We start from the raw sequence: 25479 nt of genomic DNA, 5'->3' as shown, positions 1-25479 counted from the left end.
GCCGTGTTCGACAAGATCCTGATCGCCAACCGGGGCGAAATCGCCCTCCGCATTCACCGCGCCTGCAAGGAAATGGGCATCGCCACCGTGGCGGTCCACTCCGAGCCCGACGCCAGCGGCATGTGGGCCCGCCTGTGCGACGAAAGCGTCTGCATCGGCCCGGCCCCGGCGGCCAAGAGCTACCTGAACATCCCCTCGATCATCGCGGCGGCCGAGATCACCGGCGCCCAGGCGATCCATCCCGGCTACGGCTTCCTGTCGGAAAACGCCCGCTTCGCCGAGATCGTCGGCACCCACGGCATGACCTTCATCGGGCCCAAGCCCGAGCACATCCGCATGATGGGCGACAAGATCAGCGCCAAGCAGGCGGTCAAGGACGCCGGCATCCCCGTGGTCCCCGGCTCCGACGGCGCCGTGACCACCGAGGAAGAAGCCTTCGCGGCGGCCAAGGAGATCGGCTTTCCGGTCCTGATCAAGGCGGCCGCCGGCGGCGGCGGACGCGGCATGAAGGTCGCGGCGACCCAGGACGACCTCTACGAAGCTGTCTCGACAGCCCGCTCGGAGGCCCGCGCGGCCTTTGGCGACGACGCGGTCTACATGGAGCGCTACCTCCAGACCCCGCGCCACATCGAGATCCAGGTTATCGCCGACAGCCACGGCAACGTGGTCCACCTGGGCGAGCGCGACTGCTCCTTGCAGCGCCGCCACCAGAAGGTGCTGGAAGAAGCCCCCTCGCCGGCCCTCAGCGCCGAGGGCCGCAAGAAGATCGGCCAGACGGTCGTCGAGGCCATCCGCGCCATCGGCTACCTCGGCGTCGGCACCATCGAGTTCCTGTGGGAGAACGACGAGTTCTTCTTCATCGAAATGAATACCCGCCTGCAGGTCGAGCATCCGGTCACCGAAGCCATCACCGGCATCGACCTGGTCCGCGAACAGATCCGCATCGCCGCCGGCCTGCCGCTCAGCTTCACCCAGGACGACGTGGTCTTCGAAGGCCACGCCATCGAATGCCGCATCAACGCCGAGAACGCCCGCACCTTCACCCCTTCACCGGGCAAGGTGACGGACTTCCATGCGCCGGGCGGACTGGGCGTGCGTCTCGATAGCGGCCTCTACGCCGGCTATTCGATCCCGCCCTACTACGACAGCCTCGTGGGCAAGCTGATCGTCCACGGCCGCGACCGCGCCGAATGTATCGCCCGCACCCAGCGGTGCCTGGGCGAAATGGTCGTCAGCGGCATCGAGACCACCATCCCGCTGTTCCAGGACCTGCTGCAGAACGAAGACATCCGCAACGGCGACTACAACATTCACTGGCTGGAAAACTGGCTCAAAGCGCAGGCCTAGGCTTCGGGGCAGGATGAAGGACACGGACGACGCCTTCACCGCCGAGGACCTGATCGCCTGCTACCGGCGCGGCGTCTTCCCGATGGCCGACTCGCGGGACGATGAGGGCGTCTTCCTCATCGATCCCCAGCGGCGCGGCGTCCTGCCGCTCGACGGCTTCCAGCTGTCCAGCCGCCTGGCCCGCACGGTCAAAGCCGGGAAGTTCGAGGTCCGCGTCGACACCGCCTTCAACCGCGTCGTCGGCCTCTGCGCCCAATCAGCCCCGGGGCGTGAGGACACCTGGATCAACCCGGTGATCGAGTTCCTCTACGGCGAGCTCCACCGCCGCGGCCAGGCCCACAGCGTCGAGACCTGGCGGGACTGCGAACTGGTCGGCGGCCTGTACGGCGTCTCATTGGGCGGAGCCTTCTTCGGCGAGAGCATGTTCAGCCGCGCCACCGACGCCAGCAAGGTTGCCCTGGTGCACCTGGTTGCCCGCTTGCGTATCGGCGGCTACCGCCTGCTCGACTGCCAGTTCGTGACCGATCACCTGACCCAGTTCGGAGTCGTCGAAATCTCACGCGCCGAGTACCACAGAAGACTGGCACAAGCGCTTGACATATCAGGTGATTTCGGCCGCTTTGAAGGCGACGGTCAGGCTGCCTTGCAGGCAATCACCCAAGCGTCATAGACCGGGTGCTGCAAGGGGTTCAGACCTGGCGACGAGGCAAACATCCAACCCTTGAACACCTGCCGGGTCGGCGGCGTTGGCCGGCCAGGCTGCGGCTTCGGCGAGGAATCCACCAGCACGTAGGCGGCCGATTCCGGGGCCGTCTCGTCCGGGGCCGTGCTCTCGCAGGCGCGCACGGTGAAGACCAGCGACTTGTAGCGGACGGACTGGCCGACCGGCACCTCGAAGCGCAGGGTCTCGGCGGTCACCTTGTCCAGCGCCTGGATGATGGCCGAGCCGGAGCGCACGCGCTTCAGGGGCTCGACCGGCTTGGCCGCGGCGGCTTTGGCCTTGGGGGCGGGTTTGGGATCGGGCAGCGGCACGATCGGCACCGGCGCCACGGGCTGTGACACGACCGGCGGCGGTGCGGTGACATTGGCCGGCGGCGGCTCTTCCGGGGCCGGTGCGGTGGGCGCGGCCTTCGGAACGGGCGCGGCCTTCGGAACGGGCGCGGCCTTGGGCGTCGGCGCCGTGGTTTGCGCGACCGCCGCCCCGCCAATGGCCAGGCCCGCCGCCGCCAGGAGGATCAGCCGCAACGTCATGACTACTCGGGCGTCCAGGGCAGGTAGTCGCCGGTCGCCTTGTCGCGCTGGCCTTCGCCGGCGATGGAGCCCTTGGGCCGCCAGGCGTGGACGGTGCCGGTCAGGTTCGGCCGGTGTTCCTTCTCCCAGCTCCGGCGCGGCAACGGGGCGATGGTCGGCGGCTCGTCGAAGGTATAGCGCAGCCACCCGTGCCAATCCGGCGGCACCTTCGAGGCCTCGGCATACCCGTTATAGATCACCCAACGGCGCTTGCGACCGACGTCGTAGCTGTCCTTGTCGTCGCGGGCTTCGTAGTAGGTATTGCCGTACTCGTCCTGGCCGATCTTCACGCCACGGCGCTTGATGTGGAAGGTCTGCCCCAACGTGGCGCCGTTCCACCAGGTAAAGATCGCTTTCAGCACAGGAGAATCCGTCTGTCGGGGAGGGTCGAATTTCGAGCGGAACATAGAGGGCGCGGCACGAAAAACAAAGCGTTCCTTGTCCCGCTTGTCGGCAGAAGGTGGCCCCCGAAGGGGGGCGGATGAGCGCAGATCGGAAGCGAATGATTGGCCACAGCGCCGAACGCGCCAGAACCCGCGCAATCGTTCACGGCCGGCGCTGCCCTCATCGGTCGGCTTCGCCGACACCGTCTGCCGACAAGCGGGAACAGGGACCGTTGATCGCACCATATCTTGTGGATGACCCTACGCCGCACCCCATCATCTATTGCTCACGCCGCCCCCGCGCCCTACCCTGCCCGCCTTAGCGTGGGAGCGGCGGACGTATGCGTTTCGAGCGGCGGCGAGCCAAGGCCGCGGGGCCGGAAGTCGAGCTTCGCACCCTGGAGGGGACCAGCGCCCTGTCCGGCGTGCTGGCGCCCGTCAGCTGGCCCGGAGCCCGCGTCCAGGCCTGGGCCGACTGGGCCGACACGCTCACCGACCCCGCCACCGCCGATGACCTTCCCAACGTCCTCGGCCAACCCCTGACCCCCATCGGCCTGCTAGGCGGCGGCCCGGCCCGCAAGGCGCAGGACCTCGCCAACAAAGGCTGGACCGCCGGCCTCTTCGCCCGCCCGACCGACGCCGGCGCCTTCCGCGACGAGCTCTTCGCCCTGATGAGCCACGGCATCGCCGCCTTCGCCGCGCCCCAGCGCTCCGCCCCCGTGCCGGTCCTCGACCTGGCCGCCCCCGACGTCGACCGCCGCCTCGCCGCCTTCGCCGCTGACATCGCCGCCCATGACCTGACCGCGCCTGCCCTGCGCACCCTGACCGAGCGCCTCGCCGCCGTCAGCGACGCGGTCCGCCGCTGCGAGGGCGACGCCACCGCCTGCGCCGACCCCAACGCCAATCCGGCCCTGGCCCGCATGGCCCGCGCCGCCCGCGCCGCCGGGGCAAGCGACGCGGCCATCGCCGACGCCATCGGCGCCGGCCTCTGCGGCCTGACCACCGCCCTGCCCCCGGCCGAGGTGGCCCCACGCCCCGCCGTCATCCTCCAGGCCGCCGACAACGCCCATACCGGCCGCGAGCGCGAACTGGCCGCCCTCGGCTGGCGCACCAGCGCCGCCACCTTGGCCCTCACCGCCGAGGACGCCGCCGCCCTCTCGGTCCGCGCCGCCGGCCCGGTCGCCGCCCTCGACCTGATCGCCTTCCAGAACGGCCGCACCTTTGACGTGCCGGGTTTCGAGGCCGCCGCCCGCCTGCTGGCCACGGCCGTCCGCCTCGACGCCGGCCAGGACGCCCCCGCCACCCTGACGCTGGCCAACACCGCCGCCCTGATCGTCTCGCGCGGCCTGGCCTACGACAGCGACGAAGCCCGCGACCTCGCCGCAGATCTGTGGAGCCGCGCCGCCTCCGCCGCCCGTGGCCTGGCGGATGTCGCCCCGCATGAGGACGCCGAACTGCAGCTGCGCCTCGGCGCCGCCTCGATGGCCGCCGCCCCCTGGGCCGGCCCGCTGACCCTTGCCGAGACCGAGGACGGCGAAACCGTCCGCGTCATCGCCGAACCGGCCCTCGACGCCATCGCCTACCTCGGCGAAGACCCCGACGCCCTGCGCCTGGCCCTGCTCGGCCACCGCGACTTCAGCGAAGCGCCGCACATCAACACCGCCTCTCTGGCGGCCCTGGGCTTCACTGTCCTCGAAATCGAATCCATCCAGGCCGTCCTGCCGCTGGTCACCGACCTGCGCGACGCCTTCAGCCCGCTGGTGGTCGGCGAGGGCTTCCTGCGCGACATCCTCGGCGCCGATCCCGAGGCGCTCAGCCAGCCCGGCTTCGACACCCTCGGCCTGTCCGGCTTCACCGACCGGCAGATCGCCGAAGCCGGCGCCTATGTCCTCGGCTCGGCCAGCCTCGACCAGGCGACCGACCTTTCCGCCGCCGCCCGCGCCATCCTCGATCCCGACCAGCCCTTCGCCGCCCGCCTGGCCCTGCATGCGGCCATCGAGGACGCCTGCGGCCACGCCGGTCCCCTGGGTCTGCCGCTGGCCTTCACCGCCCTGCCGTCCGAAGCCGCGCTCCTCCAGGCCCAGGCCCTCGCCGCCGGCGTTCGCGCCCTGCGCCTCGACCGTGGTCTCGCCCCGCTGGCCTACAGCCTCAACCTCCCCGAGGAAGCCGCCCCCGAAGCGCCCCGCGCCGCTCCCGCCCAGGAGCGAATCATCGAGCGGGTCATCGAGCGCGACCGCACCCGCCGCAAGCTGCCCGACCGCCGCAAGGGCTACATCCAGAAGGCGGCCGTCGGCGGCCACAAGGTCTACCTTCACACCGGCGAATACGACGACGGCGAGCTCGGCGAGATCTTCATCGACATGCACAAGGAAGGGGCCGCCTTCCGGAGCGTGATGAACAACTTCGCCATCGCCATCTCCATTGGCCTGCAATACGGCGTGCCGCTGGAGGAATTTGTCGACGCCTTCGTCTTCACCCGCTTCGAGCCCGCCGGTCCGGTGACCGGAAACGACACCATCCGCAGCGCGACCTCGATCCTCGACTACGTCTTCCGCGAACTAGGCGTCAGCTACCTCGGCCGCAACGACCTCTCCAACGCCGACGGCGAGGAACTCAACGCCGATGGCCTGGGCCGCGGCAAGGCCGACGACGCCATCGCCTATGAAGCCGAACCGCAGCCCGCCAGCCGCTTCATTTCCAAAGGCTTCTCGCGTGGCGCCGCGCCCGACAACCTGGTCTTCCTGCCCTTCGGCAAACGCCCCGGCGAGCTGATGATCGACCACCCCCGCGCCGCCAGCGTCTGCCCCAGCTGCGGCGACCAGTCGGTGTTCAGCGGTGTCTGCGACACCTGCGGCGTGGTCGTGGAGCAGAACGCCAGCTCCTAGGCGCCGTTAACCGAACAAAGACCCCTGTCGTGCGATGTTTCGCGCCCATGAAGCGCCTCATCGTCCTCACGCTCGCCGCCACCGTCCTCGCCGGCCCCGCGACCGCCCAGAACGCCGGCCAGATCGGCCGTGTCCAGAAGGGCGCCAGCTGCCCTGGCTGCAACCTGTTCCAGGCCGACCTCATGGGTCTGGAGCGCAGCGGCCTCAACTTCCGCAAGGCCCGTCTGCGCCAGGCGACCCTGACCGCCGTGGTCATGAACCGGGCCAGCTTCGCCGGCGCGGACCTGCGCGACGTCGACGCCTCGGCCGGCGTCTTCGGCGGGGCCAGTTTCGCCGGCGCCAACCTGTCCAACGCCAACTTCGTCGGCAGCTATCTGCAGGGCGCCAACTTCAGCGGCGCCACCCTGACCGGCGCCGTCTTCTCGGGCGCCGAGATGGACCGCGCCGTCGGCCTGACCCAGCGCCAGCTCGACCAGGCCTGCGGCGACGAGACAACCCAGCTGCCGAGGGGCCTGCGAATCCCGCAGTGCTGACCCGGGCGTGACCCGGATCCGGGAAAACCCAATCCTTACCGCGAATTAAGTGGCGCCTTTGGGTGACGTGGGCCACATCTGATTGCGATGAACAAGCTCGCTGTCGCCCTTTCCGCCTTCACTCTCATGGCCGCCGCCGCCGGCGTCGCCGAGGCCCGGGTCATTCCGGACGAGAAGGACATTCCCCGTCAGCTGTCGTTCGGCGGCGCCTGCCGGGCCTGCGACCTGTCGGGCAAGAAACTGGTCAAGGCCCGCTTCACCGGCGCCGACTTCGGCGGGGCCGCCCTGGTCCGGGCCGACCTGCGCGGCGCCAGCTTCGTGGGCTCCAACTTCCAGTCCGCCCACCTGGCCGACGCCGACCTCTCGGGCGCCGAGATGATGGGCTCCAACTTCTCCTACGCCGACTTCACCGGCGCCGAGCTCGACGGGGTCGAGGGCGCCGGGGCGGTGTTCCAGAAGGCCAACTTCACCCGCGCCAGCTTCCAGGACGCCGAACTGCCGGCGGTCAATTTCAACGGCGCCAATCTCAGCGGCACAAACTTCCGCGACGCCGAGCTGCCGCACGCCGTGATCACCAATGCCCAGGCCCCGGGCGCCAGCTTCCGCGACGCCGAACTGGTCGGCGCCCGGCTGATCGGCTCGACCTTCACCGGCGCCAATTTCCGCGACGCTGACCTGTCGGGCGCGGTGCTGATGCGCTCGACCTTCAATAACGCCGACTTCCGCGATGCCGACCTCTCGAACGCGGTCCTGTTCGGCGCCGATCTCAGCCGGGCCCGCAATCTGACCCAGCACCAGGTCAATGAAGCCTGCTCGGACAACTCGACCCGCCTGCCCAACGGCCTGACCCCGCGCATCTGCAAGGGCCGCCGGATCATGGTCTACAACGTGCCGGCTCCGCCCCGCGCGCCCGAGCCGCCCAAGCCCCCCAAAGCCCCGCGCAACTAACGCGGCCTTTCGGCTCCAAACCATCGACGGCATGACCGGCTGAAGCTGGTCGGATCGGCATAGCCCAGCGCCTCGGCGATCCGCGCCTGGGTCAGGCTGCTGTCCCGCAGCATCCGCTCGGCCCGTTCCCGCAGCTCCGCGTCCAGGAGCTGGCGATAGCCGACCCCGGTCTCGGCCAGCTTGCGCACCAGGGTCCGCCGCGACACCCCCATCAGCCGCGCCGTCTCCTCCGCCGTCAGCCGCCCGACCGGCAGGGTCTTCAACAACCGCTCGACCCGCCCGCGCAGCCCGACCGGCTCGGACACCCGTTTCTCCGCCGCCTGCAGCTCCGTGACCGCCGCCGCATGCAGGGCCGGATCAGCGAACGGCGAGGCCACCTCCAGCCAGGCGGCGGGAAACCGCACCGCATTGACCGGCGCGTCATAGACGACGTGCTCTCCCAACACCGCCCGCACCTTGTCGGCATGGGCCGGCTCGGGACAGGCGAAGTGGAAGGCCGCCTCCCGCGTCGGCACGGTCAGCACCGTCGCGAGGATCCGCTGCACTCCGACCATGGCGATCTCCATCATCGGCCGCCACAGCCGCTCCTCGATCGAGACGGTCACAGCATACTCAAGCCGTCGCCAGCCCGGGCCCTTGCGCACCGTCATCTTGTAGAAGGGCGCGCGCACGAAGCCGAACCGCTGCAGCACATCGATCAGCCCGGCGATGTTGGGGGCCGTCAGCCCGGCCACGCCCAGCGGCCCGTGCGAGGCCGGGTTCCACAGATCCGGATGGTCCAGCGCCCAGCCGTCGCCGAACAGCCCGACCATGTTCTCGATCTGGCGGACCTGCTGGAACAGGCTGATGTCGGCGGCGCCGTCGGCCGCCATGGCCTCGGTGACGCCGGTGCCCTCGAGAATGGCCGCCCGCCGCTCGGGCGTAGCGCCATAGCCGCGCAGGATCAGCCGGAAGTATCCCGGCGTCATCGGCAACCGTTCGAGCGTGTTGCGCTCCCCCATGTGGCGCAAAATGCCATGAGATTGGCATTCTGCGCCATCCCCCTCACGCAACGTCACGCCTAGCCTGCACCCATAGACCTGCCTCGAGGCAGGCGACCCTGGAGGAAATCCCGATGGCCGACGGTTCTGTGCACCAGTCCGCGCGCGAGCGCGCCTATTCCATCCCCCTCGACCAGATCGACGTCAGCGCCATCGACCTGTGGGCCACCGACAGCCACTGGCCCTATTTCGAGCGCCTGCGGGCCGAGGACCCGGTCCACTACTGCGCCAACAGCCTGTTCGGCCCCTACTGGTCGATCACCCGCTACAACGACATCATGGCCGTGGACATCAACCATCAGGTCTTCTCGTCGGAAGCGGCGCTGGGCGGTATCGCCATCCTGGACCAGGGCGCCGAGCTGCGCCTGCCGATGTTCATCGCCATGGATCCGCCCAAGCATGACCAGCAACGGAAAGTCGTCAGCCCGGCCGTGTCCCCCGCCAACCTCGAACGCCTGGAACCGCTGATCCGCGAACGGGCCGGCAAGATTCTCGACGAGCTGCCGCGCGGCGAAACCTTCGACTGGGTCGACAAGGTCTCCATCGAGCTGACCACCCAGATGCTGGCCACCCTGTTCGACTTCCCGTTCGAGCAGCGCCGCAAGCTGACCTGGTGGTCCGACGTCGGCGCCTGCATCCCCGGCCCCGGCCAGGTGGTCGAGACCGAGGAACAGAAGCTGGCCGAGCTGATGGAGTGCCTCGCCGCCTTCACCGAGCTGTGGAACCAGCGGGTCAACGCGCCGCCGACCGGCGACCTGATCTCCATGCTGGCCCACGGCGAGGCCACCCGGAACATGAGCCCCGAGGAGTATCTGGGGAACCTGATCCTGCTGATCGTCGGCGGCAACGACACCACCCGCAACAGCATCACCGGCTCGCTCTACGCCCTCAGCAAGAACCCCGATCAGTTCGCCAAACTGCGCGCCAACCCCGAACTGATCCCGTCGATGGTCTCCGAAACCATCCGCTGGCAAACGCCGCTGGCCCACATGCGCCGCACGGCGCTGGAGGACATCGAGTTCCAGGGCAAGACCATCAAGAAGGGCGACAAGGTCGTCATGTGGTACGTCTCGGGCAACCGCGACGATGCCGTGATCGACAACCCCAACGCCTACATCATCGACCGCGAGCGGCCCCGCACCCACATGTCCTTCGGCTACGGCATCCACCGCTGTGTCGGCAACCGGCTGGCGGAAATGCAGCTGCGCATCATCTGGGAGGAAATCCTGGCCCGGTTCCCGGTCATCGAGGTGATGGGCGAGCCCGAGCGCGTCCCCTCGCCCTTCGTCAAGGGCTACCTCAACCTGCCCGTCCGCATCCCGGCCTGAGAGATCCCATGCCTGTCATCACCTATGTCCAGCACGACGGCTCCGTGCACAGCGTCACCCTGCCCGTCGGGACCAGCCTGATGCAGGGGGCGGTCAGCAACAACATCCCGGGCATCGACGCCGATTGCGGCGGGGCCTGCGCCTGCGCCACCTGCCATGTCTATGTCGACCCGGCCTGGATGGACCGGCTGGGCGAGCGCGGGGCCATGGAGGCCTCCATGCTCGACTTCGCGGAGGGCGTGCAGGAAACCTCCCGCCTGGCCTGCCAGATCAAGATTGCCGACGAGCACGACGGACTGATCGTCCGCCTGCCCGAGGCGCAGCACTAGCCAAGGCTAGGCCTTGAGCGGCGGGTTCAGCCGGATGTGCAGCTCTTTCAGCTGCTTGTCCGAGACTTCCGACGGGGCGCTCATCAGCAAATCCTGACCCTGCTGGTTCAGCGGGAAGGCGATGACCTCACGGATCGCCGTCTGGCCGGCCAGCAGCATGACGATGCGGTCGATGCCGGGGGCCAGACCACCGTGCGGCGGCGCGCCATAGCGGAAGGCGTTCAGCATGCCGCCGAACTGCCCCTCGACCACCGAGGCGTCGTAGCCGGCGATCTCGAAGGCCTTGAGCATGATCTCGGCCTTGTGGTTCCGGATCGCGCCCGAGCACAGCTCGTAGCCGTTGCAGACGATGTCGTACTGGTAGGCCAGGATATCGAGCGGGTCCTTGGTCTCCAGCGCCTCCAGTTCGCCCTGCGGCATCGAGAAGGGGTTGTGGCTGAAGTCGACCTTCTTCTCTTCCTCGCTCCACTCGAACATCGGGAAGTCGACGATCCAGCAGAACTCGAACTTGCCCTCGTCGATCAGCTTCAGTTCCGTGCCCACGCGGGTACGGGCCGAACCGGCGAACTTGTAGAAGACGCTCGGATCGCCGGCGACGAAGAAGGCGGCGTCGCCTTCGCCGAGGCCCAGGCTGGTCATCAGCCCCTGGGTCTTCTCTTCGCCAAGGTTCTTTGCGATCGGACCGCCCCAGGCGTTCTGGTCGGCGCTCCAGAAGATGTAGCCGAGACCCGGCTGGCCTTCGCCCTGGGCCCAGCTGTTCATCCGGTCGCAGAAGGCGCGCGAGCCGCCGCCCGGCGCCGGGATCGCCCAGACGGCGTTCTTCCCGGTCTCCAGGATGCGGGCGAACAGGCCGAAGCCGCCGCCGCGGAAGTGGTCGGAGGCGTCCGACATCTTGATCGGGTTGCGGGTGTCGGGCTTGTCCGAACCGTACCAGGCGATGGCGTCGCGGTAGGGGATGCGCGGGAACGGGTAAGGCGTCACCGACTTGCCGTCGGCGAACTCCTCGAACACGCCGTGCATCACCGGCTCAATGGCCGCGAACACGTCCTCTTGCGTCACGAAGCTCATCTCGACGTCGAGCTGATAGAATTCGAGGCTGCGGTCGGCGCGCAGGTCTTCGTCGCGGAAACAGGGCGCGATCTGGAAGTAGCGGTCGAAGCCCGAGACCATCAGCAGTTGCTTGAACTGCTGCGGGGCCTGAGGCAGCGCGTAGAACTTGCTGGGATGCAGGCGCGAGGGCACCAGGAAGTCGCGCGCGCCTTCCGGCGACGAGGCCGTCAGGATCGGAGTCTGGTACTCAAGGAAGCCCTGGCCGACCATCCGCTTGCGGATGCTGTCGATGACCTTCGAGCGCAGGACGATGTTCTTGTGCAGGGTTTCCCGGCGCAGATCGAGGTAGCGGTGCTTCAGCCGGATCTCTTCGGGGTAGTCCGGCTCGCCGAACACCGGCAGCGGCAACTCGGCCGCTTCCGAGAGCACTTCCACGGCGCTGACGCGCACTTCCACTTCCCCGGTGCCCAGGTTGGCGTTCACCGTCTCGGCCGAGCGGGCGACGACCTCGCCATCGACCCGGATCACGCTCTCGGCGCGCAGGCGCTCGACGGCGTCGAAGCCGGGCGTGCCCGGGTGCAGGACCAGCTGGGTCAGGCCATAGTGGTCGCGCAGGTCGATGAACAGCAGACCGCCATGATCGCGCTTGCGATGGATCCAGCCGGACAGGCGCACCGCGGCGCCGGTGTCGGTGGCGCGCAGGGCGCCGCAGGTATGGGTGCGATAGGCGTGCATGAATCTAAGCTTCAGAGTCGGAATTTCGAGAGGCGCGGAAGGGCGCATGGAGCCCCCGGAAAGTCAAGGCAGACGGCGCTTTCAATCGGTCGCTTCGACCATCGCCCAGACGATGTGGCGAACGGCGAAAGAAGCTCCTTCGCCCTTGTTCCAGTGGGCCTCCGGGTTCCAGATCCAGCACTCGCCACCCTCGACCCAGTCGGGGGCCAGGCGCGCCTTGACCGCCTCCATGTCGAAGTCGCTGAAGGTCGGGGTGATCTCGATCCAGCCTTCCTCCTTGTAGTAGGGCTCCACCAACAGGCTCTTCACCGTCGCCGCGCCGTCAAGCACGGCCAGCAGATCACGGGCGACATCGAGCGCCTCAGGCATCGTCGCCACTTTCGCGAAGCTACGCAGATGCCCACCCGGCATGTGTCCCCCATTGCACCGGCCCACGAAGCCGGATCATCTGGCCCCATGTCCGAAGACCTCTATGACCCCCGGTTCGTCAAGGCCGTCTTCGATCGCTGTTCCGACCGCTATATCGCCTTCAGCTACGTCTGTTCGATGGGTTTCACCGAGCGCTGGCGGCGCCAGTGCGTCGCCCTGATGCCGCCACCTGCCGTGGCGGCGCCCAACGGCTACGACTTCATGGCCGGCACCGGCGAGGTCTGGCCGCACCTGCTGAAGCGCTTTCCGGACCTTGGCGCCATCACCGCCGTCGACATCTCTTCGGGGATGCACAGGCGGGCCATGGAACGCCTTCACGCGATGCGGGCCCACAGGATCGCCTTCATAGAGGATGACCTGCTGGCCAGCGAACTGGCCTCCGACAGCGCCGATTTCGTGATCGCAACCTTTGGGCTGAAGACCTTCAATGCCGAGCAGCATGGGCGACTGGCGAAGCTGACGGCGCGGGTGCTGAAACCGGGCGGCGTGTTTTCCATGATCGAGGCCTCCGATCCGAAGGGGTGGTGGTTGCGGCCGCTGTACCGGCTGCATCTGTTGGTCGTGCTGCCGCTGATCGAACGGCTGTTCCTTCGTGGAGCGCAGGATTTTGCGATGATCGGGACCTACAGCAGCAATTTCGGAGATGCGTCCGGGCTGGCGGAGATGATGCGGGCCGAAGGGCTGGAGGTCACCTACCACAGGCTGTTCTTCGGCTGCGCAACGGCGGTGAGTGGGCGCAAGCCCTAGCGAAGCGACCAACAATTATACCACGCGCCCGATGATGTAAGACGGCAATATTCGGCAAGCCGCTGAATTGCCGTGATATTTCAGGTGGCGCCAACGCTGTGAAAGTTGGCGCCGGCGTTGATGAGGCGTAGGCGCCGAGGCGGGAAATGTTGACGGCCTGGTGAGGTCGCCCGCCTACGCGCCAGGATGGATCAATCCCCCACGCTGTCGGCGCCGGCGCCGGCGACGGCTGTCCGGGCCGATCGGGCGCTCCAGCCCGTGCCGAAGATGAATATGTCTATACATATCCATGGGACCGCTCCGTTAAGCCTGTTGTCCACAGGCCGCCGCCGGTTCTCCCCGCCCCTGCGGCGACCGCGCCGTGACCGCCGCGTGGTCGCTTGCTAGAACCCTCCGGTGAGCGCCGCCCAGTTCCGTCTTCCGTTCGAGCCCGCGACCAGCTGGACGCGCGACGCCTTCGTGCTGTCCGACGCCAACCGCTCGGCGGTGATGGCGCTCGACGACTGGGCCAGCCTCGGGCGCGGGGCGCTGGCCCTGATCGGCCCGGCCGGCAGCGGCAAGACCCACCTGGCCCAGACCTGGGCCGACGCCAACGGCGCCCAGCTCGTCTTCCCCGGCCGCAGTCCCAGCCTCGACGGCAACGGCCCGGTCCTGGTCGAGGACGCCGACCTGCTGGGCGAGGACGAGGCCGTCTTCCACCTGCTCAACCAGGCCCAGGCCGGCCGCGCCGTGCTGTTGACTGGCCGTGAACGCCCGCTGGCCTGGCCGACCGCCCTGCCCGACCTGCGCTCCCGCTACAATGCCCTGGCGGTGGCCGAGATCGACCCGCCGGACGACGCCCAGCTGCGCGCCGTGCTCGAGGCTCTGTTCAAGGCCCGCCACATCAAGCCCGACGACGACCTCTACCCCTACCTGCTGAGCCGCATGGAGCGGTCGGTGACCGCCGCCCGCATCCTGGCGGCCCGGATGGATGAGGCGGCCGCCTCGCGCGGACGGGCGATCAACCGCGCCCTGGCCCGGGAACTTTTGGATGAGACCAGCGACCTCTTCGAGGACGCCGAACCGGCCTGACCGGATGATCGCCCGGAAAAAGCCGTCAGCCCCCGGATCAATCCACCCCGGACCGCCGTTCCCTCAACGATCCTCCACCGTTGAAACTGTCGCGGGCATGGGCCAAAGGTGGCCGAACCACCGCATAGAGTCCCGATGCCAAAGTCCGCGACCGCCCGCTCTTCGACCCGAAGTCCGACGGCCCTCCGGGACCTGACTCTCGACGAGACCCTGCTGGCCTCGCCCGAGCGCTTCTTCAACCGCGAACTGTCCTGGCTGGCCTTCAACAAGCGGGTGCTGGAAGAGGCCGAGAACCAGCGCCACCCGCTGCTCGAACGCCTGCGCTTCCTGTCGATCAGCGCCAATAACCTCGACGAATTCTACATGGTCCGCGTCGCCGGCCTGAAAGGCCAGGTGCGCGAAGGCATCCGTAAGGTCAGCCTCGACGGCCTGACCCCCATCGAACAGCTGGACCGCCTGAACGCCGCCGCCTCGGTCCTGATGGATGACCAGCAGCGCATCTGGCGCGCCCTGCGCGCCGAACTCGGCCACGAAGGCCTGCGCCTGCTGGACGCCCGCGACGTGACCGCCGTCGACCTGCCGGCGGCGCTGGAGATCTTCCAGAACAAGCTGTTCCCGGTCCTCACGCCGTTGGCCATCGACCCGGCCCATCCCTTCCCCTTCATTCCCAACCTCGGCTTCTGTCTGGGCCTGAAGATGCGGCGCACCGACGGCAAGCTGCTGTTCGCCCTTGTGCCGGTGCCCCAGCAGGTGAAGCGGTTCTGGGAACTGCCCGGCCCGCCCCGGCGCAAGGAACGGCGGTTCATCGCCCTTGAGAGCCTGCTGATCCTGTTCATGGACCAGCTCTTCCCCGGCTTCGCCATCGAGGGCCGGGGCCTGTTCCGGGTGATCCGCGACAGCGACATCGAAATCGAGGAAGAGGCCGAGGATCTGGTCCTGGAGTTCGAGACCCAGCTGAAACGCCGCCGGATGGGCGAGGTGGTGCGGGTCAAGGTCCAGACGACCATGCCCGACGACCTGCGGGAGTTCATCCTCGACGGCCTGGACGCGCGGCCTGACGACGTGGTGCTGATCGACGGCAAGCTGGGCCTGGCCGCGATGTCGGAGATGATCCCCAAGGATCGCGCCGACCTGAAGTTCCCGCCCTTCGTCGCCCGCTTCCCCGAGCGCATCCGCGACCATGCCGGAGACTGTTTCGCCGCCATCCGCGAGAAGGACATCCTGGTCCACCATCCGTTCGAGAGCTTCGACGTGGTGGTCCAGTTCCTGCGCCAGGCCGCCCGCGACCCGCAGGTCCTGGCCATCAAACAGACCCTGTACCGGACCAGCCAGGACAGCCCGATCATCGCCGCCCTGATCGAGGCGGCCGAGAACGGCAAGAACGTCACCGCCCTGGTCGAGATCAAGGCGCGGTTCGACGAGGAGAACAACCTGCGCTGGGCCAAGGACCTGGAGAAGGTCGGGGTCCACGTCGTCTTCGGCTTCGTGGAGTACAAGACCCACGCCAAGCTGAGCCTTGTGGTGCGCCGCGAGGGCGAGACCCTGCGCACCTACTGCCACTTCGGCACCGGCAACTACCACCCGGTGACGGCCAAGGTTTATACCGACCTCAGTCTGTTCACGACCGACCCGGCGCTGGGCCGCGATAGCGCCCGCCTGTTCAACTACATCACCGGCTACGCCCGCCCCGAACGGCTGGAGAAGCTGAGCTTCTCGCCCGAGACGATGAAGCCCGACCTGCTGGCCATGATCGGCGCCGAGGCCGACAACGCCCGGGCCGGAAAACCCTCCGGCATCTGGGCCAAGCTCAACGCGCTGGTCGATCCGGAGATCATCGACGCCCTCTACCGCGCCAGCCAGGCGGGCGTGCCGATCGACCTGGTCATCCGCGGCATCTGCTGCCTGAAGCCCGGCGTGGCCGGCCTGTCGGAGAACATCCGGGTCAAGTCCATCGTCGGCCGCTTCCTCGAGCATTCGCGCATCGCCGCCTTTGCCAACGGCGAGCCCCTGCCCAGCAAGGCGGCCAGGGTGTTCATCTCCTCGGCCGACTGGATGCCGCGCAATCTCGACCGCCGCGTCGAGGCCCTGACGCCGGTCGATAACCCCACGGTGCACGAACAGGTGCTCAGCCAGATCATGGTGGCCAACCTCAACGACGAGGCCCAGAGCTGGACCCTGGACAGCCAGGGCGGCTACGCCCGAGACCCGGCCTGGAACAAGCGGATGGCCTTCTCGGCCCACGACTACTTCATGACCAACCCCAGCCTGTCGGGCCGGGGCCACAACGTTCGCGACCTGCCCGGCGCCCTGGCCCTGGACCTCGACCAATGACCAGCCACGACGCCGCCGTCGTCGACGTCGGCTCCAACTCGGTGCGCCTGGTGCTGTACCGGGTCGAAGGCCGTTCGATGTGGACGGTGTTCAACGAGAAGGTGCTGGCCGGCCTCGGCCGCGACCTCCAGAAGACCGGCAAGCTCAGCGAGGACGGCGCCGCCAGCGCCCTGGCCGCCCTCAAACGCTTTCGCATGGTCGTCGACCGCCTGCCGCCCGAGCGGGTCTTCACCGCCGCCACCGCCGCCATCCGCGATGCGGAGGACGGCCCGACCTTTGCGGAACGGGTACAGGCCGAGACCGGCATCGTGCTGCGCGTGCTCAGCGGCCAGGAAGAAGCCCGGTACGCCGCCCTCGGCGTCCTCGCGGGCGCCCCGGCCGGCGACGGCGTGGTCGGCGACCTCGGCGGCGCCAGCCTTGAGCTGACCCCCATCGGACCAAAGGGCGCGGGCGAAGGCGTCACGCTGCCTCTTGGCCCCTTCTCCTTCGGCGCCTTCCCTGACGACGATGCAGAGATCCGGCGCCGCGAGGTCGATGAGCGCCTGTCCGGTCTCGAACGCTTCCACACCCCGACCTTCCACGCCGTCGGCGGCGCCTGGCGCAACCTGGCGCTCATCCACATGCATATGACCGGCTACCCGCTGCGTGTCGTGCACCAGTACGAGCTCAGCCGCGCCGAGGCGCTCAACGCCTGCCGCTTCGTCGCCAGCCAGTCGCGCCGTTCGCTGGAGGCCGTCGAAGGCGTCTCCAAGAAACGCGCCGAGACCCTGCCGCACGCCGCCGTCGTTCTCGAACGGCTGATCGTGGCCCTCGGCATCGAAACCGTGGTGCTGTCGGCCTATGGCGTCCGCGAGGGCCTGCTGTTCGAGGCCATGGATCCGGAGACCCAGGCGCTGGATCCGCTGATCGAAGGCTGTGCCGACCTGACCGTCCGCACCGGCGCCGACGCCACCCTGGGTCCGACGCTGGAGGCCTGGCTGAGCCCGGTGTTCACCGCCCTGCCCCCCATCTTCCCGGGCCGCGACCCCATCCTGCTGGCCGCCGCCTGCCGCCTGGCCGATCTCGGCGCCCGGCTGCACCCAGACCACCGCGCCGACCTGGTGTTCGAACAGGTGCTGCGCGCCCCGGTCGCCGGCCAGAACCATGCCGAACGCGCCTTCCTGGCCATGGCCGCCTTCAGCCGCCACACCAGCAGCAACAACACCCCGGAACAGGGCACCATTACCCGCCTGCTGCCTGACGTGGCCCGCAAGCGCGCCCGGGCCCTGGGGGCCGCCATCCGCCTGGGCTGCGACCTGACCGCCCGCGACAGCGCCCTGCTGGCCCATACTCGCCTGAGCTTGAAGAACGACCGCCTGCTGCTGACCACCGACGCCGACCGCGCGGACCTGCTGCTCGGCGAACAGACCGGCCGCCGGGCCGCGACCCTGGCGGGGCATCTGGACGCCAAGGCGGAGATCCGGGCCGACTAATCGGCGGGCATCGTCCCTTCGTGGATGGCGATGCGGCCGAGGATGCCCTTGACGATCAGGTCGAGCGCCGAGCCGTCGGTGTAGTTGGCGGCGGCGACGAAGTTGACCCGGTCCTCGGCGATCAGGCGGTGAAGCTTGGTCTGGTCGTTGGGCTCGGTGCGCGGGTCGTAGACGGCGATCGAATGGCCGCCCTTGGTGTGCATCATCTTCATGGTCGGGACGTCGGTGTCGCCATCGCCGACGAAGATCATCCGCTCGAACGGCACCGGCCGCTCATCGTCGGGCATGAAGCGGTTGATCTTCTCGTGCTCCCAGTTGTTGTGCACGCCCTTGTTGATGCGGAACAGGTACTGGGTCTTGGTGGTGTAGTTGATGCCCACCGCCGGCCATTCGGCCTCGCCATCCTCGTTGTAGACGTAGTGGCTGGCGAAGACGTGCTCGAAGGCCGGATAGATCGGGCAGCCCTCGACCATCTCCTGCAGCCCAGACGAGAGGATGTAGTGCTGGATCTTCAAGCCGTAGTTGGCCCCGAAGGCGTTGATCCGGTCGAACCAGCTCATGTCGCGCAGGCCGTCGAACAGCAGCACGCCCTCGCCGTGCTTCTGCAACATCTCCTTGGTCACGGTCAGGCCGGCCTTGCGGGCCGTCTGCAGCATCAGCTGCATGTACATCAGGATGTCATCGCCATCGGACTTGATCGTCTGGGGGCGGACCGTGTCGTTCCAGAACTGCTTGGGCGTCAGACCCAGCGCCGGAATGAAGCTGGTCTCCTGCATGTTGCCGCGGGCGAGCGTGCCGTCGAAATCATAGATGATGGCGGTCTGGAGAAGTTTGGACATCGGGCGCTCTAGGGGCGGTTGCTTGGAGGGACTGTGAATCACCTTTCCGGGGCGATTGGCAAGCTTTGCGAGGATGGCGATTTGGGATTAGGCTCGGAGCATGGCTGACAGCGAACTTACACTGAAGCTGAATCCAGGGGTCGAACGGCGCCTACGCGAGATGGCTGCTGACAAGGGCGTGCCCCCCGAAGAACTTGCCGTGCAGATCATCGCTGAGCAGCTCGCCAAACGTCTTTCCGGTTTCTCTGAAGACGCCACAACGAGTTGGATCGGACCTGATCTGGAGGCTGACCGTGCGGCGCTCGACGAGTTCGAGCGGACGCGTATGGGTGTTCCTTGGGAAGAGGTCGAGGCCTGGATGATGTCCTGGGGCACGGACAATCCGCTGCCGAAGCCGCAGGTCCGCAAGCTTTGAGGATTTTCGTCACGCCTGAGGCGGCGGGCGATATCGAAAGGCTGGAAGCCTGGCTGTTCGACAAGAACCCAGATGCGGGCCGCCGCGCCGTTGTCGCGATCGCCAGCGCGATCCGGTCACTGAATCAGTTTCCGCACCGAGGCTACCTGGCTGGCCTGCGGATGCGGCACCTGCACGTGGCGTTCGGCAAGCGCGGCTACGTCATACGTTACGAGGTGACGGAGACGGACGTTCGAATTCAGCGCATCTTCCACGGCCTGGAAGACCGCTAAGGCGGCGGATTACTCCGCCGCCGCCGCCTTCGGCGCCCGCCGCACCTCGACCACCCGCACCCGGGTGCCGTCCAGCACCAGGGCCAGTTCGCCGCGCTTCAGCTTCAGGGCGTCGTTGCCGAATGCATCCTTCCGCCAGCCGGTCAGGGCGCCGACGTCAGCCTTGTCGTCGTTGGCGATCTTCTCGAGGTCCGAGACGGTGGCGATCAGCTTGGACGCCACGCCCGCATCTTCGGCCCGGGCCTTGAGCAGGACCTTGAGCAGCTCGACCACCGCGCCGGCGGCCGGGTTGTGGACCGTCTTCTCGCGTTCGACGACCGGGGCGTAGGCCTCCGGGTCCTTCAGTGCTTCCTTGATGGCGGCCATCAGGTCGGGCCCGAACTTGCTGCCCGAGAAGCCTTTGGGCACGCCGCGCAGGCGGTCCATGGCCGCCGCGTCGGTCGGGGCCTGGGCGGCCAGTTCGTCCATGGCGTCATCCTTCAGGATGCGGCCACGCGGCTGGTCGCGGGTCTGGGCGGTGCGTTCGCGCCAGGCGGCGACGGCCTTGAAGACGGCCATGTACTTGGCTGAGTGCTTGCGCGGGCGCAGGCGCTTCCAGGCGTTCTCGGGATTGACGTCGTACAGCTCCGGATCGGTCAGAGCCTCCATCTCCTCCTCGACCCAGGCCAGGCGTCCGGCCTTCTCGAGGCTGCCGCGCAGCATCGGATAGAGGCGCGCCAGGTGGGTGACGTCGGCGATGGCGTAGGTCAGCTGGTTGTCGCTCAGCGGCCGGCGGCTCCAGTCGGTGAAGCGGCTCGACTTGTCGAGGTCGATCTTCAGCATCTGGCGGACCAGGGCGTCATAGGCGATCTGCTCGCCGAAGCCCGCGGCCATGCCGGCGATCTGGGTGTCGAACAACGGCTTGGGCATGGCGCCCAGGTTGTTGAAGATCTCGACGTCCTGGCGAGCGGCGTGGAAGACCTTCTGGATGGAGGTGTCGCGCAGCACGTCGAGGAAGGGGCTGAGGTCGATGCCGGGGGCCAGCGGATCGATGCAGGCTTCGGCCCCATTCGGCGCGGCGGCCTGGATCAGGCAGAGCATCGGCCAGTAGGTCGTTTCGCGCATGAACTCGGTGTCCACGGCGACGAAAGGCTGGCCCTTGAGTTGATTGCAGAACGCCGCCAGGTCGGCGGTGGTTGTAATAGGCGTCATGCGGCAGCTATAGCCCCGCGCGCGGGCGAGTCTGCAAGCTTTTGCCGCCCGCGCGACAGATTCTTCGTTTCCTCGTGACCCAGGCGCCAACATGACCGACCGCAAGAACGGGCTGACCTATGCGCAGGCAGGGGTCGATATCGACGCCGGCGCCGCCCTTGTCGAGGCCATCAAGCCCTTGGCCAAAGCCACCAACCGCCCCGGCGTGTCCGGCGGTCTGGGCGGTTTCGGCGCCCTCTTCGACCTCAAGGCCGCCGGCTACGACGACCCGCTGCTGGTCAGCACCACCGACGGGGTGGGCACCAAGCTGAAGATCGCCATCGACACCGGCCTGCACGGCCAGGTCGGCATCGATCTGGTCGCCATGTGCGTCAACGACCTGCTGGCCCAGGGCGCCGAGCCGCTGCTGTTCCTCGACTACTACGCCACCGGCAAGCTGGACGTGGCGACGGCGACCAGCGTCGTCGCCGGCATCGCCGAAGGCTGCACCCTGGCCGGCTGCGCCCTGGTCGGCGGCGAGACGGCCGAGATGCCCGGCATGTACAGTGAAGGCGACTACGACCTGGCCGGCTTCACGGTCGGCGCCGTCAACCGCGACGGCGTCCTGCCGCGACTGGATGCGCAACGCCCGGGTGACGTGCTGATCGGCCTGGGCTCAAGCGGCCCGCACAGCAACGGCTACTCCCTGGTCCGCAAGGTGGTCGAGCGCTCGGGCCTCGCCTGGGACGCGAAGTCCCCGTTCGGCGACGGCACCCTGGCCGAAGCCCTGATGGCCCCGACCCGCATCTATGTGAAATCGGTCCACCCGCTGCTCAAGGCCGGCAAGGTCAAGGGCGTCGCCCATATCACCGGCGGCGGCCTGATCGAGAACCCGCCGCGCGCCATCGCCGACGGCCTCGAAGCCCGGTTCGACTGGAACGCCTGGCCCCTGCCGCCGGTGTTCGACTGGCTGCAACGCGAGGGCGGCATCGACGACCACGAACTGCGCCGCACCTTCAACTGCGGCATCGGATTGCTGCTGATCGTGGCCCGGGACCAGGCGCCCGAGGTGCTGATGGCCCTCCTCGACGCGGGGGAAGACGCTTTCGTCTGCGGCGAGCTCGCCAAGGCATGAGCCGCGCCCGTGTTGGCATCCTGATCTCCGGAACAGGCTCCAACATGGAAGCCCTGATCCGGGCGGCCCAGGCGGCGGACTGCCTCTATGAGGTGGCGGTGGTCATCTCCAACCGCCCGGACGCCGCCGGCCTGAGCCGCGCCAAGGCGCTCGGCATCACCGCCGTCTGCGTCGACCATAGTCTGTTCGGCAAGGATCGGGAGGCCCACGAACACGCCCTGGACGCCGCCCTGCGCCGGTTCAATTGCGGGTACGTCGCCCTGGCCGGCTACATGCGGATCATGACGCCCTTCCTCGTCGGCGCCTGGGAGGGCCGGATGGTCAACATACACCCCTCGCTCCTGCCGAAGTATCCGGGGCTGGACACCCATCGCCGGGCCATCGAGGCTGGCGACGCCGAAGCCGGCTGCTCGGTGCATCTGGTAACGGCGGGCGTCGATGAGGGCCCCGTACTGGCCCAGGCGCTCGTCCCGGTTCTGGCCGGCGATACCGCCGAAACCCTGGCCGAGCGCGTGCTTGCCGAAGAGCACCGCCTCTATCCGCAGGCCCTCGCCGCCCTGGCTTCCCGTGCCTAGCGCCGCCGGGCGTTCGCCGCCCGTGCCTCCATTGGGCCCAGCGCCCCGTTGCGGGCCAGCGTGACCCGGGCCGACTTCATCCTGGCCCGGTATTCCGAACCATACTTCTCCTGCAGCGCGACGTTCCAGGCCTCGCTCTCGGCCTGCATGACCTTGGCGACGCTCATGGCCGTCATCACGTCGCGCACGACCTTGAGATTGCTCTGCTCGCTCTTGCAGACCCGGATCGTCGCCGGAACCTCGGCGCGGGTGATCCCGCCGTCGCCCAGATAGTCTAGATAGACGTAGCGGGCCTCGGGCGACATCGAGACGACGGTCCGGTTGTTGATCCGCCTGACGATGTAGGCCACGGCGGCCGCCTTCGAGGCTTTGATCCCCTGGTCGGTGCAGGGGTCGGCCCCGCCCTCGGCCGCCAGCTCGGCGGCGGCCTGGGCCTCGGTCGAATCGGTCAGGGCGTTCAGGCCCGCGATGTCGCCCTCGCGGTAGGCGGTGACCGCCTGACGAAGCTCATCGGGCTTCTTGGCCAGATCGGCCATCTGGCAGCCGCCCAGCGCCGCTGCCGCCAGGCCCATCGCAATCCAACGCATTCCCGCACCCCCAACTCCATGCGGAAACACAACCACAGGGCCTTTAGCGTCAGCCTAACGGGCCCGACGAACCGGCAAAGAAAAAGCCGGCGGGTCGCCCCGCCGGCTTGCTCCCTTCGAGGGAGGGCTCAGCCTTAGCCGACGATCTCGGCGTCGGTGAAGAACTGGGCGATCTCGATCTTGGCGTTGTCCAGGCTGTCCGAACCGTGCACCGAGTTCTCACCGACGCTGTCGGCGTAGAGCTTGCGGATGGTGCCCTCGGCGGCTTGGGCCGGGTTGGTGGCGCCCATCACGTCACGGTAGCGGGCGACGGCGTTCTCGCCTTCCAGAACCTGCACGACCACCGGAGCGCGGGTCATAAACTCGACCAGCTCGCCGAAGAACGGGCGCTCCTTGTGGATCTCGTAGAACTTCTCGGCCTGGGCCTGGCTCAGCTTGATGCGCTTCTGGGCGACGATGCGCAGGCCGGCCTTTTCGATGACGGCGTTCACGGCGCCGGTCAGGTTCTTCTCGGTCGCGTCGGGTTTGATGATGGAAAAGGTGCGTTCGGTCATGGCCTAGTTTCTTTCAGCCCTACAAAGAGGTGGGATTTGGGAGGTCGCGGGCTTATAGCGGCGACCCTCCCCTACGCCAACACCCCCAAAGCGTTTCATGCTCCAGATCAACGAACTGACTTTCAACGCCTGGGGACGACGCTTCTTCGACAAGGCGACGGTGACCCTGCCGACCGGCGGCAAGATCGGGCTGGTCGGCCGCAACGGCATCGGCAAGTCGACCCTGTTCAAGCTGATCCTCGGCGAACTCCACGCCGGCGACGACGAGATCAAGATCCCCAAGTCCGCCCGCATCGGCACCGTGGCGCAGGAACATCCGGCCACGCCCGTCTCCCTGCTCGACACCGTGCTGGAGGCCGACGAGGAGCGCCACAGCCTGCTGACCCGGCTGGAAACCGCCGATCCCGAGGAGATGGGCGACATCTGGGGCCGGCTGATCGAGATCGACGCCGACTCCGCCCCGAGCCGCGCCTCGGAAATCCTTTCGGGCCTGGGCTTCAGCAACGCCGACCTCAGCCGCCCGATGGCCGAGTTCTCCGGCGGCTGGCGCATGCGCGTGGCTCTCGCGGCCGCCCTGTTCGCCGAGCCCGACCTGCTGCTGCTCGACGAGCCGACCAACTACCTCGACCTCGAAGGCGCCCTGTGGCTTGAGGCGCGGCTGAAGAAGTATCCGCACACCGCCCTGATCATCAGCCACGACCGGGAATTGCTAAATAATTCAGTTGGTTACATCCTTCATGTTCGTGAAGGAAAACTGGACCTTTATACCGGCGGGTATGACAGCTTCGAGGAACAGCGGGCCGAGAAGGCCCGTCTGGCCGAAGCCATGCGCGGCAAGATCGAAGCCAAGCGCGCCCATATGCAGGCCTTCGTCGACCGCTTCCGCGCCAAGGCCTCCAAGGCCACCCAGGCCCAGTCGCGCCTGAAGATGCTGCAGAAGCTGCCGCCGGTGACGATGACGCTGGAAGAGCGCACCGCCCCCTTCACCATCCCCTCGCCGGTCCGGCCTCTGGCCCCGCCGCTGGTGCGACTGGAGAACGCCACCGTCGGCTATGGCGGCCCGCCGATTCTGAAGAACCTCAACCTGCGGATGGACATCGACGACCGCATCGGCCTGCTCGGCGTCAACGGCGCCGGCAAGTCGACCTTCGCCAAGATGATCGCCGGGGCCCTGTCCATCCAGTCAGGCGACCTGCACCGCGACCGCCGCATCAAGGTCGGCTGGTTCCACCAGCACCAGATCGAGGCCCTTGATCCGGTCGACACCCCGATGGACATCATCCGCCGCGCCCTGCCCGAGAGCAGCGAGAGCCAGCGGCGCTCGAAGCTGGCCCAGTGGGGCATCGGCTACGAAAAGGCCGAAACCACCGTCGCCAACCTGTCGGGCGGCGAGCGCGCCCGCCTGCTGCTCAACATGGTGGCGATGGAAGCGCCGCATCTGCTGATCCTCGACGAACCGACCAACCACCTCGATATCGACAGCCGCCGGGCCCTGCTCGACGCCCTGAACGAGTACGAGGGGGCGGTCATCCTGATCACCCACGACCGCTCGCTGATGGAACTGGTCGCCGACCGGCTCTGGCTCGCGGCGGATGGCGGCGTGAAGCCCTTCGACGGCGACATGGACGACTACGCCAAGTTCGTTCTCGACCGCGCCCGCGTCGCCGCCCGCGCCCCGACCCAGGTCAAGGGCGAAGAGCCGAAACCCGTCCGCAACGACAAGGCCCCGGTCCCGACCGGCCGCGATCCAGCGGCGATGGCCGGTCCGCTGAAGCGCAAGCTGGCGGCGGCCGAGGAAACCCTGGCCCGGGTGACCAAACAGCTGGCCGAGATCGACGAAAAGCTCGGCGATCCCAACCTCTACGTCCGCGAACCCACCGCCGCCGCAGACCTCGGCAAGCGCCGCGCGAAGATCCAGGCGCAGGTGGATGAGGCCGAGGCGGCGTGGATGGCGGCGGCCGAAGCCCTCGAAGCCGTGGCCGGCTGACCACCCTCCCGGAATGGGAGGGACAGT

General features: G+C 68.1%; 25 protein-coding genes. 16 read left to right on the top strand and 9 right to left on the bottom strand.

Features of this window, described 5'->3' with window-relative positions; genetic code table 11:
* Positions 1-3 precede the first annotated feature (3 nt).
* Both accC and aat read left to right on the top strand, forming a co-directional pair.
* Positions 4-1347, top strand: coding sequence for an acetyl-CoA carboxylase biotin carboxylase subunit (gene accC / locus AC2YG9_RS15925; protein ID WP_487298964.1), 1344 nt, complete (start codon positions 4-6; stop codon positions 1345-1347).
* A 13-nt stretch (positions 1348-1360) separates the two neighbouring features.
* Positions 1361-2017: a leucyl/phenylalanyl-tRNA--protein transferase gene (gene aat, locus AC2YG9_RS15920; RefSeq protein WP_487298963.1), complete on the top strand. Its 657-nt coding sequence runs from the start codon at positions 1361-1363 to the stop codon at positions 2015-2017.
* On the opposite strand, the gene AC2YG9_RS15915 is transcribed toward aat, so the two are convergent.
* Both AC2YG9_RS15915 and AC2YG9_RS15910 read right to left on the bottom strand, forming a co-directional pair.
* Positions 1981-2598, bottom strand: a complete 618-nt coding sequence (locus AC2YG9_RS15915) for a DUF2155 domain-containing protein (protein ID WP_487298962.1) — start codon at positions 2596-2598, stop codon at positions 1981-1983. The genes aat and AC2YG9_RS15915 overlap by 37 nt on opposite strands.
* A gap of 2 nt (positions 2599-2600) precedes the next feature.
* Positions 2601-2999: an NADH:ubiquinone oxidoreductase subunit NDUFA12 gene (locus AC2YG9_RS15910; RefSeq protein ID WP_487298961.1), complete on the bottom strand. Its 399-nt coding sequence runs from the start codon at positions 2997-2999 to the stop codon at positions 2601-2603.
* Between the two features lie 362 nt (positions 3000-3361).
* On the opposite strand from AC2YG9_RS15910, the gene AC2YG9_RS15905 reads away from it, so the two are divergent.
* From AC2YG9_RS15905 to AC2YG9_RS15895, 3 genes are all read left to right on the top strand, one after another.
* The gene (locus AC2YG9_RS15905; protein WP_487298960.1) at positions 3362-5905 is read left to right on the top strand and encodes a TSCPD domain-containing protein; all 2544 of its coding nucleotides are present in this window, start codon (positions 3362-3364) and stop codon (positions 5903-5905) included.
* A 47-nt stretch (positions 5906-5952) separates the two neighbouring features.
* Positions 5953-6438, top strand: coding sequence for a pentapeptide repeat-containing protein (locus AC2YG9_RS15900; protein WP_487298959.1), 486 nt, complete (start codon positions 5953-5955; stop codon positions 6436-6438).
* Between the two features lie 87 nt (positions 6439-6525).
* Positions 6526-7386, top strand: coding sequence for a pentapeptide repeat-containing protein (locus AC2YG9_RS15895; protein WP_487298958.1), 861 nt, complete (start codon positions 6526-6528; stop codon positions 7384-7386).
* Here AC2YG9_RS15895 and AC2YG9_RS15890 read toward each other — a convergent pair.
* On the bottom strand, positions 7383-8354 hold the full coding sequence (locus tag AC2YG9_RS15890) for an AraC family transcriptional regulator (RefSeq protein ID WP_487298957.1): 972 nt from the start codon (positions 8352-8354) through the stop codon (positions 7383-7385). The two genes, AC2YG9_RS15895 and AC2YG9_RS15890, sit on opposite strands and share 4 nt — an antisense overlap.
* 146 nt (positions 8355-8500) lie before the next feature.
* On the opposite strand from AC2YG9_RS15890, the gene AC2YG9_RS15885 reads away from it, so the two are divergent.
* A complete protein-coding gene (locus tag AC2YG9_RS15885; protein ID WP_487298956.1) occupies positions 8501-9754 on the top strand; it encodes a cytochrome P450 in 1254 nt (417 codons plus the stop codon).
* An 8-nt stretch (positions 9755-9762) separates the two neighbouring features.
* Positions 9763-10083: a 2Fe-2S iron-sulfur cluster-binding protein gene (locus tag AC2YG9_RS15880; RefSeq protein WP_487298955.1), complete on the top strand. Its 321-nt coding sequence runs from the start codon at positions 9763-9765 to the stop codon at positions 10081-10083.
* Between the two features lie 6 nt (positions 10084-10089).
* Here the strand turns inward: AC2YG9_RS15880 and aspS are convergent, their stop codons facing one another.
* Both aspS and AC2YG9_RS15870 read right to left on the bottom strand, forming a co-directional pair.
* On the bottom strand, positions 10090-11868 hold the full coding sequence (gene aspS, locus AC2YG9_RS15875) for an aspartate--tRNA ligase (protein WP_487298954.1): 1779 nt from the start codon (positions 11866-11868) through the stop codon (positions 10090-10092).
* An 81-nt stretch (positions 11869-11949) separates the two neighbouring features.
* Positions 11950-12237, bottom strand: a complete 288-nt coding sequence (locus AC2YG9_RS15870; RefSeq protein ID WP_487298953.1) for a hypothetical protein — start codon at positions 12235-12237, stop codon at positions 11950-11952.
* A gap of 87 nt (positions 12238-12324) precedes the next feature.
* Here AC2YG9_RS15870 and AC2YG9_RS15865 point away from each other — a divergent pair, with 87 nt between their 5' ends.
* The 4 genes from AC2YG9_RS15865 (at position 12325) to AC2YG9_RS15850 (ending at position 17918) form a co-directional block, all read left to right on the top strand.
* On the top strand, positions 12325-13044 hold the full coding sequence (locus AC2YG9_RS15865; protein WP_487298952.1) for a class I SAM-dependent methyltransferase: 720 nt from the start codon (positions 12325-12327) through the stop codon (positions 13042-13044).
* 396 nt (positions 13045-13440) lie between these two features.
* Positions 13441-14115 carry a P-loop NTPase family protein gene (locus AC2YG9_RS15860; protein WP_487298951.1) on the top strand — a complete coding sequence of 225 codons (675 nt, stop codon included), beginning with the start codon at positions 13441-13443 and terminating at the stop codon, positions 14113-14115.
* Positions 14116-14250: 135 nt separating this feature from the next.
* A complete protein-coding gene (locus AC2YG9_RS15855; RefSeq protein WP_487298950.1) occupies positions 14251-16446 on the top strand; it encodes an RNA degradosome polyphosphate kinase in 2196 nt (731 codons plus the stop codon).
* Positions 16443-17918, top strand: a complete 1476-nt coding sequence (locus AC2YG9_RS15850; protein ID WP_487298949.1) for a Ppx/GppA phosphatase family protein — start codon at positions 16443-16445, stop codon at positions 17916-17918. The genes AC2YG9_RS15855 and AC2YG9_RS15850 overlap by 4 nt, the downstream gene beginning before the upstream one ends.
* Here AC2YG9_RS15850 and AC2YG9_RS15845 read toward each other — a convergent pair.
* Complete coding sequence (locus AC2YG9_RS15845; RefSeq protein WP_487298948.1) at positions 17915-18757, bottom strand: HAD family hydrolase; 843 nt, start codon at positions 18755-18757, stop codon at positions 17915-17917. The genes AC2YG9_RS15850 and AC2YG9_RS15845 overlap by 4 nt on opposite strands.
* A gap of 100 nt (positions 18758-18857) precedes the next feature.
* On the opposite strand from AC2YG9_RS15845, the gene AC2YG9_RS15840 reads away from it, so the two are divergent.
* Positions 18858-19172 (top strand): hypothetical protein, encoded by a 315-nt coding sequence (locus AC2YG9_RS15840; protein ID WP_487298947.1) that lies wholly within the window; start codon positions 18858-18860, stop codon positions 19170-19172.
* Positions 19169-19444, top strand: coding sequence for a type II toxin-antitoxin system RelE/ParE family toxin (locus tag AC2YG9_RS15835; RefSeq protein ID WP_487298946.1), 276 nt, complete (start codon positions 19169-19171; stop codon positions 19442-19444). The genes AC2YG9_RS15840 and AC2YG9_RS15835 overlap by 4 nt, the downstream gene beginning before the upstream one ends.
* 9 nt (positions 19445-19453) lie before the next feature.
* Here the strand turns inward: AC2YG9_RS15835 and rnd are convergent, their stop codons facing one another.
* Positions 19454-20635, bottom strand: a complete 1182-nt coding sequence (gene rnd / locus AC2YG9_RS15830; RefSeq protein ID WP_487298945.1) for a ribonuclease D — start codon at positions 20633-20635, stop codon at positions 19454-19456.
* A 91-nt stretch (positions 20636-20726) separates the two neighbouring features.
* On the opposite strand from rnd, the gene purM reads away from it, so the two are divergent.
* Together purM and purN are read left to right on the top strand one after the other, a co-directional pair.
* Positions 20727-21749, top strand: coding sequence for a phosphoribosylformylglycinamidine cyclo-ligase (gene purM / locus AC2YG9_RS15825; RefSeq protein WP_487298944.1), 1023 nt, complete (start codon positions 20727-20729; stop codon positions 21747-21749).
* The gene (gene purN / locus AC2YG9_RS15820; protein WP_487298943.1) at positions 21746-22324 is read left to right on the top strand and encodes a phosphoribosylglycinamide formyltransferase; all 579 of its coding nucleotides are present in this window, start codon (positions 21746-21748) and stop codon (positions 22322-22324) included. The genes purM and purN overlap by 4 nt, the downstream gene beginning before the upstream one ends.
* Here purN and AC2YG9_RS15815 read toward each other — a convergent pair.
* Both AC2YG9_RS15815 and ndk read right to left on the bottom strand, forming a co-directional pair.
* Positions 22321-22911 carry a hypothetical protein gene (locus AC2YG9_RS15815; RefSeq protein WP_487298942.1) on the bottom strand — a complete coding sequence of 197 codons (591 nt, stop codon included), beginning with the start codon at positions 22909-22911 and terminating at the stop codon, positions 22321-22323. The genes purN and AC2YG9_RS15815 overlap by 4 nt on opposite strands.
* A 134-nt stretch (positions 22912-23045) precedes the next feature.
* Entirely contained in the window at positions 23046-23465 is a 420-nt protein-coding gene (gene ndk / locus AC2YG9_RS15810; RefSeq protein WP_487298941.1) for a nucleoside-diphosphate kinase, read from the bottom strand.
* Between the two features lie 97 nt (positions 23466-23562).
* Here ndk and AC2YG9_RS15805 point away from each other — a divergent pair, with 97 nt between their 5' ends.
* On the top strand, positions 23563-25452 hold the full coding sequence (locus tag AC2YG9_RS15805; RefSeq protein WP_487298940.1) for an ABC-F family ATP-binding cassette domain-containing protein: 1890 nt from the start codon (positions 23563-23565) through the stop codon (positions 25450-25452).
* The last annotated feature ends 27 nt before the right edge of the window (positions 25453-25479 follow it).

It is taken from the genome of Caulobacter sp. SRI_014 (genome assembly GCF_057586315.1).
This window is presented reverse-complemented; position numbering and strand designations above follow the sequence as displayed.